Source organism: Pseudomonas sp. CC120222-01a, from assembly GCF_003097235.1.
GTDB lineage: Bacteria > Pseudomonadota > Gammaproteobacteria > Pseudomonadales > Pseudomonadaceae > Aquipseudomonas.
Window position 1 is genome coordinate 1 of sequence record NZ_QEQQ01000028.1, and the last position, 12,448, is coordinate 12,448.

General features: G+C 63.5%; 13 protein-coding genes. 6 read left to right on the top strand and 7 right to left on the bottom strand.

Annotation, left to right across the window (positions count from 1 at the left end; all coding sequences use genetic code 11):
- The 6 genes from tssI to N430_RS25490 form a co-directional block, all read right to left on the bottom strand.
- Nucleotides 1–1,550 (bottom strand): type VI secretion system tip protein TssI/VgrG (gene tssI, locus N430_RS25465; protein ID WP_116583661.1); only part of this gene is annotated, 1,550 nt, incomplete at its 3' end.
- Nucleotides 1,551–1,569: 19 nt separating this feature from the next.
- Nucleotides 1,570–2,451, bottom strand: a complete 882-nt coding sequence (gene icmH / locus N430_RS25470; RefSeq protein ID WP_110639549.1) for a type IVB secretion system protein IcmH/DotU — start codon at nt 2,449–2,451, stop codon at nt 1,570–1,572.
- A gap of 264 nt (nt 2,452–2,715) precedes the next feature.
- Nucleotides 2,716–3,666, bottom strand: a complete 951-nt coding sequence (locus tag N430_RS25475) for a 2-hydroxyacid dehydrogenase (protein WP_110639550.1) — start codon at nt 3,664–3,666, stop codon at nt 2,716–2,718.
- A 24-nt stretch (nt 3,667–3,690) separates the two neighbouring features.
- The gene (locus tag N430_RS25480; protein ID WP_110639551.1) at nt 3,691–4,449 is read right to left on the bottom strand and encodes an SDR family oxidoreductase; all 759 of its coding nucleotides are present in this window, start codon (nt 4,447–4,449) and stop codon (nt 3,691–3,693) included.
- 17 nt (nt 4,450–4,466) lie between these two features.
- Entirely contained in the window at nt 4,467–5,177 is a 711-nt protein-coding gene (locus N430_RS25485) for a fumarylacetoacetate hydrolase family protein (protein ID WP_110639552.1), read from the bottom strand.
- A 219-nt stretch (nt 5,178–5,396) separates the two neighbouring features.
- On the bottom strand, nt 5,397–6,737 hold the full coding sequence (locus tag N430_RS25490) for an MFS transporter (protein ID WP_110639553.1): 1,341 nt from the start codon (nt 6,735–6,737) through the stop codon (nt 5,397–5,399).
- Nucleotides 6,738–7,031: 294 nt separating this feature from the next.
- On the opposite strand from N430_RS25490, the gene N430_RS25495 reads away from it, so the two are divergent.
- The 6 genes from N430_RS25495 (at nt 7,032) to N430_RS25520 (ending at nt 11,402) form a co-directional block, all read left to right on the top strand.
- On the top strand, nt 7,032–7,961 hold the full coding sequence (locus N430_RS25495) for an AraC family transcriptional regulator (protein ID WP_110639554.1): 930 nt from the start codon (nt 7,032–7,034) through the stop codon (nt 7,959–7,961).
- A gap of 10 nt (nt 7,962–7,971) precedes the next feature.
- Nucleotides 7,972–8,904: a pca operon transcription factor PcaQ gene (gene pcaQ, locus N430_RS25500; protein WP_110639555.1), complete on the top strand. Its 933-nt coding sequence runs from the start codon at nt 7,972–7,974 to the stop codon at nt 8,902–8,904.
- A 217-nt stretch (nt 8,905–9,121) separates the two neighbouring features.
- Nucleotides 9,122–9,877, top strand: coding sequence for an FKBP-type peptidyl-prolyl cis-trans isomerase (locus N430_RS25505; protein ID WP_027918134.1), 756 nt, complete (start codon nt 9,122–9,124; stop codon nt 9,875–9,877).
- 279 nt (nt 9,878–10,156) lie between these two features.
- Complete coding sequence (locus tag N430_RS25510) at nt 10,157–10,597, top strand: YkvA family protein (RefSeq protein WP_110639556.1); 441 nt, start codon at nt 10,157–10,159, stop codon at nt 10,595–10,597.
- Nucleotides 10,598–10,698: 101 nt separating this feature from the next.
- Entirely contained in the window at nt 10,699–11,037 is a 339-nt protein-coding gene (locus tag N430_RS25515; RefSeq protein WP_110639557.1) for a helix-turn-helix transcriptional regulator, read from the top strand.
- Nucleotides 11,034–11,402: a hypothetical protein gene (locus tag N430_RS25520; protein ID WP_060509068.1), complete on the top strand. Its 369-nt coding sequence runs from the start codon at nt 11,034–11,036 to the stop codon at nt 11,400–11,402. The genes N430_RS25515 and N430_RS25520 overlap by 4 nt, the downstream gene beginning before the upstream one ends.
- Here N430_RS25520 and N430_RS25525 read toward each other — a convergent pair.
- Entirely contained in the window at nt 11,384–12,439 is a 1,056-nt protein-coding gene (locus N430_RS25525) for an EAL domain-containing protein (RefSeq protein WP_110639558.1), read from the bottom strand. The genes N430_RS25520 and N430_RS25525 overlap by 19 nt on opposite strands.
- Nucleotides 12,440–12,448: the final 9 nt, after the last annotated feature.

Genomic DNA, 12,448 nt, shown 5'->3' on the forward strand with positions numbered 1-12,448 from the left:
TCCTGCCGCCCCAGTTCATCCTCGAAACGCAGCTCGTTGTAGCCATCACCCTTGTGGGTCTGGCTCTTGATGGTCATGCGGGTCTTGTGTTCCGGCAGGTCGTATGGCGGCAGCTGGTTACCGCAGTAGGTGCGACCGGTGATGATCGGCTGATCAGGGTCGCCGTTGAGGTACTGGACGATCACCTCCTGGCCGATGCGTGGGATGGCCATCGATCCCCAGCTGCCGCCAGCCCAGCCTTGTGACACGCGTACCCAGCAGGAACTGAACTCGTTGCTTTTGCTCTCCCGGTCCCAGGGAAAGCTGACCTTGACCCGGCCCCACTGGTCGCAAAAGATCTCCTCGCCGGGCGGACCGACCACGGTGGCCATGTGTGGGCCGTCGACACGCGGACGGGGCAAGGGCGCCGGCCGCCATTCGGCCATGCCGGGGACCAGTACCGCGTTTTGCACGTAATGGGTGCCTTGCTTGGCGTCGGCGGCGCCTTCCTGCAGGCTGGTGAACTGGCTGCCTTCGTGGTGGGCGCTGATCACCCGCCAGAGCACATTGAGGTTTTCGCGCGGGTGGCCGGTGAGGGTGAAGGCCTGGCCTGGTTGCAGGCGTACGTCGTCGCCTGTGACTTCGGCAATGCGGGCGTCGTGGCGCAAGCCGGTCAGACGGGTCTGGGTGAAGGAGATGCCGACTGCTTCGCGCTTGTAGCGCCCGGGGTAGTCGAAACGCTCGTAGTCCATGGACTGATGCACTTCGCCCTTGGCGCTGGCTTGCTGATCCAGACGATAGGCCGGGTGGGTGAAGGTATAATCACGCTGGGCCTGGCGCGCAGTGCGCACGTTCTCGCTGTAGTAGAAGCGCCGCAGGCAGGGCTGGGCCTGGTCGCCACCGCTGTTGACGTGGTAAAGCACAGGCTCCGAGTGGATTGCATCCTCTGCTTCGTAGGCGCCTTTGTGCTTGTCCTTGATCTGAATGGGACCCTGCCTGATCAGGCCCAGTGATAACAAGCGGTCGGTGATGAGCAGCTTGTGCTGCTTGGGGCTGTGCTCGAAGCTGTAGACGAAACCTTCCTCTGCAGCGAGGCGGGCAATGAAATCGAGGTCGGTCTCGCCAGCCTGGACGCAGAACTCACGGATCTGGTGCTCACGGACTGTGCTCAGGTCGAAGCGCAGGATGCCCTGGCGCTGAAGCATCAGTTCGAGAATCTTCGGCACGGTCTTCTGCTGAAAGATGCGCCAGTTCGATCGCAGCCCGGCGCGGGCCAGCTGTGGTTCGACCAGGGCGTGATAACGGGTGCGGTGGAAGCCGCTATCGCCCTGGCGGAAACTGCTGATCAGGCCGTGTACGTAACGCACCGGGCGGTCTGCGTCCCAGATGGTGAACAATGCAGGCTTGTCGAGCAGTTGAGCGAAGTCGATGTTGTCGTAGAAACTGATGAGCTCCAGCTTTAACTGGAAGGGGGTGCTCAGAGCCTCCATGAGTTCGAACGACACCACTTCGAGTTCCCTATCAGCCGCCAGCGGCTGGAAGCTGTAACGCAGATCGGATTGTCTAGGCATAAAGGCTCCAGAAGCAGAATCATTGCTGCAGGATGTGGTTGAGCGACTCCAGCACTTCGGCGGTCAGCAGCTGCAGGCGATAGCTGTAAATCCCGTACACCACCGCCATGGCTGCGGCACTCATCAGCAACGGGGCCCACCATTGCCACTGGCGGCGCATGCGGAAGTTGCTCGGGGCGACATTGGCCAGGGGGGTGCAGAGCTGTTCCGGGACCGGACCACGTACTTCCCGGATAAGCGTGTAGATTTGCTGGAGCAGGGCGTTCACCGCCTCATCACCATTTGGCGCGAGGGCATATTTGCCCTTGAGACCAAGGCACAGACACAGGTACAGGAATTCCAGCACGTCGATGTAGCGCTGAGGCTCCTGCATCAGGCGCGACAGCACTGTGTAGATCTTTTCCCCGCCCCAGGTTTCGTGGTGGAAGATGCTCAGCAGCGATTCCTGGCTCCAGCAGGAATGCCTGCCCCAGGGCCGGCTCATCGCGGCCTCGTCCAGGTACAGGCACAGTGCGTAGGAATAAGCCAGCAGTTGCGCGGATTCATAGCCGCGCTGGCGCATTTCCTCGAGGATGTTGTCGACCTGGGTGCGCACCTGCTGGTGCACCTCCAGGATGTTGGGCAGGTCGTCCAACGTGCGCAGGCGCATTACCAGGCCGAACAGCGGCATCGCCGCATCAATCATCGGGTTCTGGAAGGTGCCGCGCAGTTGGAAGTCAGGGTCGGCCGGGTAGCGCTCAGGCAGCTCGGCGAATTCGGGTTGGCTGTTTGGGGAGTGAGAAGAGGGACTTGCGCTCCACGTCGAGGGTTCGAGAATGGACGCGGCGTTGTGTTCCTTTATGGCTTGAGTGACACCTTTCGTCTCCGCTTTCTTGCTGTTGGAATCAGACTGGTCGAGCATGGAAGTTCCTCTTTCACCCGTCATCGCGCGGCTATGCCGGCCAACGGTTGGTTAGCGAACAGGTGCGTCTGGGTTGCACCTGAACACTAACGAGGAATCAATTCTCAGAGGAGCTTCTCTCTTCCTAAAGCCTTGTAGGACTTTTCTCCAAATAACTTTCGAGATGTGTTGGGTAGAAGTAAGTTAATGTAAGTTTGCGAGGAAAAAAGTGGAACGGTGAACGGCAGTCAGCTTGCCATTCACCGTTTTCACGTCAGATTCAAATTACATCACTAACCCCTGCGGCTTACGCCCAGCAAACACATCCACCAGGCTGGCCACCACCATTTCTCCCATGCGCGTGCGAGTCTGCACCGTGGCACTGGCGCGATGCGGCTGCAGCACCACATCTTCACGCTCGAACAAGGCCTCGGGCGCACGCGGTTCATCGGCAAACACATCCAGCGCCGCACCCGCAATCTCGCCGGCCTCCAGCGCCGCAATCAACGCCGGCTCATCCACCAGCTTGCCACGCGCGATGTTGATCAGATACCCCTCGGCGCCCAATGCCTGCAGCACCTCGCGGTTGACCAGCGCCTCGCCCTTGTCGGCCGCCGCCGCCAGGATCAGCGCATCGCTGTCCTTGGCCAGTTGCACCAGATCCGCCTCGAAACCATAAGGCACCTCCAGCGCCTGCAGGTCGGTGTAGCGAATCGGACAACCGAACGCTGCCGCCCGCTGCGCCACGGCGCGGCCGACCCGGCCCATGCCGACGATGCCCACGCGCATGCCCGACACCTGGCGAGCCAGCGGCAACGGTGCCAGCGGCGTGGCGCTGGTGGCCCAGTGGCCGGCACGCACGAAACGGTCACCGGTGCAGATGCCACGGCACAAGCCGATCAGCAGGCCGATGGCGAGGTCGGCGACGTCCTCGGTGAGGGCGCCGATGGTCGCGGTCACTTGAATGCCGCGATCGCGGGCATAGGCCAGGTCCACCGCATCGGTACCGACGCCATTGACCGCGATCACTTCGAGGTTGGGCAGGCGCGCCATCAGTGCCTGGCTGATGCCGGTGTGGCCACCGGTGATCACGCCGCGGATGTTGTCGGCATGCTGGCTGACATAGGCGTCCTTGTCAGCCTGTTCGTAGTAGCGGTGCACGGTGAACAGCTGTTCCAGGCGCTCACGGATTTGTGGGATGAGGATCGGGCTCAGTTGCAGGACTTCAGGTTTCATCGGTCACTCCATCAGGAACAGGGGTCAGCCGCGGCCAACGAAGGGCATGTTGCTGGCCATCACGGTCATGTTCAGTACGTTGGCGTCCAGCGGCAGCGCGGCGATGTAGCGCACTGCATCGGCCACATGGCGCACGTCGAGCATCGGTTCGGCGGCGATCTCGCCATTGGCCTGGCGTACACCACGGGTCATGCGCTCGGACAGTTCGGTCAGGGCGTTGCCGATGTCCACCTGGCTGCAGACGATGTTGTAGGGGCGGCCGTCCAGCGCCAGCGCCTTGGTCAGGCCCAGCACCGCGTGCTTGCTGGTGGTGTAGGGCGCGGTGAACGGGCGCGGGGTGTGCGCCGAGATCGAGCCGTTGTTGATGATCCGCCCGCCTTGCGGCTGTTGGCGGCGCATCAGGCCGAAGGCGGCGCGGGCACACAGGAACACGCCGTCGACGTTGGTGGCGATGACGTTGCGCCAGTTTTCCAGCGGCAGCTCGTCGACCGGTACGGCAGGGGCGTTGATGCCGGCATTGTTGAAGATCACATCGAGGCGGCCATGCACCTCTTCGATGGTGGCGAACAGCTGTGCGACGCTCTGCTCATCGCGTACGTCGGTGGGCACGGCCAAGGCTTCACCGCCCGCTGCCAGCGCCTGCTCGACGACCGCTTGCAGCGGTTCTGCGCGGCGCCCGGCGAGGACCAGGCTGAAGCCGTCTTCCAGCAGGGCGAGGGCGACAGCGCGGCCGATGCCGCTACCAGCGCCAGTGACCAGGGCGATTTTCTTGTTTTGGCTCATGTGGGGCTCCAGTAGATTCAGGCGGCGTTGGCGGCTTGCCCGGCAGGGCGAGGGCCGACACGCAGTTGCAGTTCGCCGATGCCATCGATGCCGGCGTGGATCGTGTCGCCCGCGTTCAATGGCGCCACACCGGGCGGGCTGCCGGTCATGATCAGGTCGCCGGGGCGCAGCGGCAGCTGGCGGGACAGCCGGCTGATCACCTCGGCCAAGGCCCAGGTCTGTTGGCTCAGGTGGGCGCGTTGGCGCTCCTGGCCGTTGACCTGCAGCCACAGCGAGGCTTCCAGCGGCCAGGTGCATTCGCTGGCAGGGACGATGGCAGTCATCGGTGCCGAGGCCTCGAACACCTTGGCACCTTCCCAGGGCAGACCCTCGGCCTTGGCCTTGCGCTGGTGGTCGCGGCGGGTCATGTCGAGGCCGGCGGCAAAGCCGAACACGTGTTCAAGGGCCTGCCCCGGGGCGATGTCGGCACCGCCCTTGGCGATGGCTGCAACCAGCTCGATTTCGTGGCAGAACTCATCGGTCTGCGGCGGGAAGGGCAGTTCGCCTTGCGCCTCGACCACATTGCTCGCCGGTTTCATGAAGAACACCGGCTCCTGTGGCGCCGGGCCGTAGGACTCCGGCCATGGGTAGTTGCGGCCCAGGCAGAACACCCTGCCGACCGGGAAGCGCGCAGCGCTGCCGCGGATCGGCAGGCTGACGATGGCCGGCGGGTTGAACAGGTAGGTCATGGGTGGATCCTCCGTACTGGAATGGCCAGCGTAAGTCAGAGGCTGGCCGGCAAAGTTGGACGAAAACGGGGTCGGCTTGGACTATCCAAGTAACCTGTGCCGGCCCTTTCGCGGCTGAAGCCGCTCCCACAAGTACAGCGCTGCCCTCAGGTTTGGCACTCTCCCTGTGGGAGCGGCTTCAGCCGCGAAGAGGCCGGTACAGCCCATGCATTCCTCAAATCAGGCTGCAGTCTTCAGCTCGATGCGATACAGCTTGCCGAGCAGCAGCGAGTAGGACAGGGTGCCCATCAGCGCCACCCCACCAATGAACCAGAACGCCATGGCGAACGAGCCGCTGGCATGCACGATGGCGCCAATCACGATCGGCGTGACGATGCCGCCAATGTTCGCCGCCAGGCTGGTGACCCCGCCGGTGAGACCGATCAGTTCCTTGGGCGCCACTTCCGACACCGCCGCCCACGACGCCGAGGCGATGCCCTGGGCAAAGAACGCCAGGGTGAGGATGGCGATGCACAGCACATTGGAGTCGGTGAAGTTCACCAGCACGATCGACATGCCCAGCATTGAGCCCACCACCAGTGGCAGCTTGCGGGCGAACGACAGCGAGTAGCCCTTGCGGATCAGCAGGTCGGACACGATCCCCGCGAGGAGGATGCCGACCGTGGCGCCAATGAACGGCATGACGGCGAAGATGCCGACCTTGATCAAGGTCAGCTGGCGCTCTTCGATCAGGTAGGTGGGGAACCAGGTGAGGAAGAAGTACAGCGCCGAGGTGCTGGCGAACTTGCCCAGGCAGATGGCCCAGACCTGGCGGTAGCGGAACAGCTCGGCGACCTGGCGCCAGTCGAAGCGGGTGCGCTCCTGGCTGCTTTTTATCAGGCCACCGCCTTGCTCGATGTAGGCCAGTTCCTCCTTGCTGACCTTCTTGCAGTTCAGCGGGTCGCGATACAGCCACAGCCACACCACGCCGAACAGGATGCCGACCAGGCCGGTGCTGTAGAACACATGGCGCCAGTCATAGGTGGTCGCCAGCCACAACAGCGCGCCAGTGAACAGCGCGGTGCCCAGGTACTGGCCGCACACGTAGATGCTGCTGGCCATGCCGCGTTCGCGGGCGGGGAACCACACCGTGACCGCACGGCTGTTGGCCGGAAAGGCCGGGGCTTCCATGGCGCCGACCGCCAGGCGCAGGCCGAACAGCGAGGCGAAGCCGCTGGCCAGGCCCTGGGCCACGGTGACCGCCGACCAGCTGATCAGCGATACGCCGTAGGTCAGGCGCGAACCGAAGCGGTCGGCGATGAAGCCAGCTGGCACCAGGGCCAGGGCGTAGGTCCAGGCGAAGGCGGAGAAGATCAGGCCCATCTCGACCTTGTCCAGGCCCAGGTCCTTGGCCATGAACGGGGCGGCGATGGAGATGTTCACCCGGTCGACGTAGTTGATGATGGTCGCCACCAGCAGCAGCGACAGCATGAACCAGCGGCGGCGGGTGGGCAGGCGCTGGGCAGGGGCCGCGTCCAGCGCGTACGACGACGCGGCGCGGGGGGTAGGCGTGCTCGACATGAGTCGACCTCGTTTGTTGTTGTTGGTAGAGGTTGGGCTGCAGTCCCTTTTTTAAGGTGGTCGTACAACGATAGGAATGCAACGGCGGTTTTAGACCGTTTTTTTCGCGGCAGGCGGGGCAGGGCTGCGCTGTCCAAGAAAAATCGCCATTGGGGTTTTGTTCGGTTTTTCTGCTGTATGTCGCGTTTTTGGCCGGCTGCGTGGATTTGCTGTTGCGCAGGTTTTTGCAGAAGGGGTTAAATTGCAGAGCTTGGACATCGTACAACTTAGAGCCCCGCAACCCGGAGATTGCCCATGCCCCCCAAGCGCGAGGTCCCGACCTACGTCATGCAGCAGCGCAGCGAGCTGATGGATTTCTACATCCGCGACCAGCGCGGCCGCCCCGCCGAGACCGCGCCGCATCGTCATGAGTACTTCCAGATTCAGGTCAACTTCGGCGGCGACACGCTGCAGCACATCGGCAGCGTGCAGCGCCCCTTCAAGCGCAACACCTTGGCCTTTATCCTGCCGCACCGGGTGCATGTGATCCCGCACCCGGCCGACAGCGACTTCGTGGTGATCAATTTCTCCCAGACGTTCCTCCTGCCGCACCTGGCCTGCGACCCGATGGACCTGGAAGAGGTGTCGATCCTGCAGGCCCCGGAACTGTCACCCTTTCGCTTCCAGGAACACCTCGATTTCTGCCTTGATGAGGCCGACTTCGCCGAGGTGCGGCAGGTCCTCGAACGCATGCGCGCGCTGGATGCCAACCGCCGCTTTGGTAGCCGCGAAATGCTCAAGGGCCTGCTGCTGCAGCTGATCGGCCAGGTCTGCGGCCTGTACGCCGAGCCGCTGCGCGAACTGGCCGACAGTAATGCCGCGCAGCTCAGCCGGCGCGCCGCGCTAGGCCGCATGAGCGAGTACCTGCGCCGGCATATCGACGACCCTGACCTGAACTTGCAGAAAGTCGCCGCCGCCACCTACCTGTCGCCGACCTACCTGACCCACTGGCTGCGCAAGGAAATCGGCAAGACCTTCAGCGAGCTGGTGCTGGAGCGGCGCATGCACACCGCGCGCAACTACCTGCTCAACGGCAGCCGCCCGGTGGGCGAGGTGGCACGGCTCTGTGGCTTCGCCGATGAAGCCTACTTCTCCCGGCGTTTCCGCCAGATCCATGGCCTGCCACCCGGGCAGTTCCGCCGCCAGCAGCGCGACCCGGATACGCCGCAGGTGGCGATGCGGTAAGCTTGCCGGCATGAACCTCGACACCCGAATCAAGTACCGTCATCTGCTGTGCTTCCTGGAGATTGCCCGGCAGGGCAGCCTGGCCAGGGCTGCCGACATTCTGGCGATCAGCCAGCCGGCGATTTCCAAGACCCTCAAGGAGCTCGAGGACCTGCTCGAAGCGCGCCTGTTCGAGCGCAGCCGCCAGGGCGTCGAGCTGACCCCGGCTGGCACGCGTTTCATGCGCTACGCCGGGCCCAGCGTGCAGGCGCTGCGCGATGGCGTCAGCAGCCTGCGTGGCGAAGCGCGGGCGCCGTCGCAGGTGCGCATTGGCGTGCTGTCGACGGTCGAGGGGCTGCTGATGCCCGAGGTGCTGTGCCGCCTGCATCAGCGCCACGAGGCGCTGGTGATCAGCGTGGTCACCGGGGTCAGTGCGCAGCTGCTTGGGCAACTGCGCCTGGGTGAGCTGGAGCTGGTCGTTGGGCGCATGACCGACAGCCCGCAGATCCAGGGGTTGTCGTTCGAGCACCTGTACAGCGAGTCCATGGCGCTGGTGGTGCGCCCTGGCCATCCGTTGCTTGCCAGCACACTGGTGGAGCGGCAGCGGGTCGGCCAGTATCCGCTGGTGCTGCCACCGCCGGGCACCACGATCCGCCAGCATGCTGACAGCCTGTTCGTGCAGTGCGGCATCCAAATGCCGACGCAGCGGCTGGAGACCTTGTCGTTGGCATTGAGCCGTCGTTACCTGCTGGGTAGCGATGCGCTGTGGGTCGCGCCGCGTGATGCGGTGCTGCTCGATTTGCGCCGGGGTGAGCTGGCCGAACTGGATCTCGGAGTGCGTGAGCCGGGTGGTTCGGTGGGCATCTGCCGGAATGCCGCCTTGCCGTTGAGCCTGCCGGGGCAGTGGGTGTGCGAGGTGCTGCGCGAACTCGCTGAGCAGTACCGGGCAGGCACCTATCCCTGATCAGAACTACCAGAAATAAAAAGCCACAAAAACCAGGAAAACCCGGCACAAAGGGTCAATACTGGCCAATGGCTGTAAAGCTTCCATGAAGAAGCCTTTACCTACTGAACTTCCTTACGAAAACCCGCTCTTATGCCGGTAGCCATTGGTGATGGCCGCCTGATAAGCTCGCGGCTTTACCCTGATTGCCCTTATGGCGCATGAACAAGGAAATAGCATGAAACAGCATCGTCTGGCGGCTGCGGTTGCCCTGGTAGGCCTGGTACTGGCTGGCTGTGATCAACAAGCCAGCAGCCCCGAGCTGAAGACTCCGGCACAGAAAGCCTCCTACGGTATCGGCCTGAACATGGGCAAGAGCCTGGCTCAGGAAGGCATGGAAGACCTTGATTCGAAAGCCGTAGCCCTCGGCATCGAAGACGCTGTCGGCAAGAAAGAGCAACGCATCAAGGACGAAGAGCTGGTAGAAGCCTTCACCGCGCTGCAGAAGCGCGCCGAAGAGCGCCTGGCCAAGGCCAGCGAAGAAGCTGCCAGCGCCGGCAAGAAATTCCTCGAAGAAAACGCCAAGAAGCCTGGCGTGGTCACCACCGCCTCGGGCCTGCAGTACGAAGTCGTGAAGAAGGCCGACGGCCCGCAGCCGAAGCCGACCGACGTGGTCACTGTTCACTACGAAGGCAAGCTGATCGATGGCAAGGTGTTCGACAGCTCGGTCGAGCGCGGCAGCCCGATCGACCTGCCCGTCAGCGGTGTGATCCCAGGCTGGGTCGAAGGCCTGCAGCTGATGCACGTTGGCGAGAAGTACAAGCTGTTCATCCCGGCTGAACTGGCCTACGGCGCCCAGAGCCCGAGCCCGCTGATCCCGGCCAACTCGGTTCTGGTGTTCGACCTGGAACTGATCGCCATCAAGGACCCGGCCCAGCTGCAGGGTGGCGAAGCGCCAGAAGCTGAAGCCCCGGCCGAAGCGCCTGCCAAGTAATAACGGCTGGTACCTGCACAACGCCCCGTCATGACGGGGCGTTGTCGTTTGTGGGGGATGATTCGGCGAACCTCGTGCGGCAAGTACTGTCCGAGCTAGGGCAGTGTGGAGAAGCCGGAAGCTTCTGTCGCAAATCGTTTGCGGATCTGAAACGGCTGTGTAAAAAACGCCCGATCTGACCGGGGCCCTTGCCTTGTGGGCGCCTGCCGTCACAAACTTCGCCCTGTTCACAAGGTTATCCACAATAAATGTGGATAACCTTTCCCTGCTGGAGGCTCCATGAGCGCACCCTGGAATTTCGCCCGTTTCCTGCCCTTGGCCGAGCGCCTGCTCAGCCGTGGCCGGTTGCCGGCCTTGCTGTTCGCCGTCGCCCGCAAAGGCCCGCGCATCGGCCAGTTGCGTGAGGACGTCAAGCTGCTGCAGTCGTTGTGCCTGGCCTGGTGGCGGGGTGAGTACCGCGCCATCAGCCCCAAGGCTCTGGTGACCATCGTCGCCGGCTTGCTGTACTTCGTCAGCCCCATCGACGCCATCCCCGACTGGATTCTGGGCGTCGGTTTTCTCGATGACATCGCCGTGCTCGGTTGGGTGCTGAAGACCGTGGCCGATGAGCTGGCGCGTTTCAAGGCCTGGCGCGACAGCCAGGCGCCTGAGCGCCTGCGGGTGGTCGAGCGCCTGCCCGATACCCCCGAAGCGCTGCGCCTGGAGCGCAATACGCACTGAAATCGAGCAAGTCCCCACAGACTCCCGCGCTTGGTAATATAATTGGCATAAGCGTTATGCCTACGGATTACATGCGGTAATCCTTACGTAAGGGGGTTGTAATGGGTATTCAGGTCATTAGCCGGGACGGTCAGCCCGAGTACGCCGTCGTGCCCTGGGAGCAGTATCAAGCGCTGCTCAAGGCAGCCGGGCAGGCACCCGCCGAGGTGTCTGTCGAATCAGCGCAACAGAGCGCCCCGGCAGCCAGCCTGCCTGCGTTCAGTGAAGTGGCACAGCTGCGCCAGGCCAAAGGCATCGCCGCTGAGCAGTTGGCGCGTAATGTCGGGGTGAGCCCGGCTTACCTGGCCATGATCGAATCGGGCGAGCGCCAGCCGGATGCTGCGATCCGCCGTGCCCTGGCGTGGCACCTGGGGGTGGCCGGCTGGAGCGAACCGTCATGAGCCAGGTCAGGATCAGCCGACAGCATTGGCAAAACCTGCTGGACGAGCTTGACCTGGCCCGCCGTCAACGCCACCTGCTCACCTACCGTGCGCTGATCGAGCGCCTGCAGCTGCCCAGCCCGGCCATGCAGACCCTCACCGCTGCGCTGGAGTACCTGGCGGTGCTCGATGCCCGTGCCGAGCAGCCACTGCGCAGCTCGCTGGTGATTAGCCAGGGGGCCAGCCGTTTGCCGCGCACCGGCTTTTTCGAATGCGTGGAGCGCCTGGGGCGCTTCTCCGGGCCGGTGGATGGCATGGAGGCGGCGTCCTGGCATGCCTCCGAAGTAGTTCGGGTGTTTGAGTACAGCTATCCCGAGCATGCCTGAGGGTTATGTATTGCCTGTGCTGGCCTCTTCGCGGGCACGCCCGCTCCCACAGGCTCATCACCGCTTCGAAATCCACGGTGTTTCTGTGGGAGCGGGCGTGCCCGCGAAGAGGCCAGTAGAGGCAATGCATCTCGATGGATCACGCCGCAGGGGTTGCCATCGGCATCCAGTACATCCAGTTCCTTCAAGTCACCATTGCGGCCAAACAGTTCCATGATCTGGCCAAGCGTGGCATTCAGCCCCACCGTCGGTTGCTCGACCAGAGCCACAGGCAGCACCTGCGCCAGTAGCTGCTGACTCTCCCGCACCCCCAATTCCTGCGGCCGCCCCAGCAGGTACCCCTGCACCAGGTCCACCCCCATCTCGGTCAACACCGCCAGCTCTTCCGCCAGCTCGATCCCTTCGGCTATCACCTGCGCCTTCGACGCCCGGGCTATCTGCAGGATGGAGCCGACAAACTCGCGCTTGAGCGGGTCGCGGTGGATGCCGTCGATGAAGTGGCGGTCGATCTTCACATATTCCGGGCGCAGCTCCGACCACAGGCGCAAGCTCGAATAGCCCGCGCCAAGGTCGTCCAGAGCGATGGAAAAGCCCATGTCGCGATAGTGGTGCAAGGCATTGGACAGCAGCTGGAAATCGTCGGTAGGCGTGTGTTCGGTCAGTTCGATCACTACCCGGCTGGGTGCCAGCCCCACTTGCTCGAGCAGCTTGAGGGTGCGCCCGGAAGGGTAGTGCGGTTCCAGCAGCGATTCAGGTGAGATGTTGAGAAACAGCTTGCCGTCGAGCCCCTGCTCGCTGAAGCGTCGGCACGCGCTTTCCCGGCACGCGGCCTCCAGTTCGGTCAGGTGACCGGACTGGCGGGCGATGGCGAACAGGTTCAATGGCGAATGCAGCGGGCTGTTGGATGGGCCGCGGCTCAAGGCTTCATGGCCGAAGACACGCCGTTCGCTGAGGCGCACGATCGGCTGGAACAGGCTGTGAATGCTGCGCTGAGCCAGAATTGCGCTCAAGGCAGTGAGCTGTTCGGCGACGGTCATGACGGTATC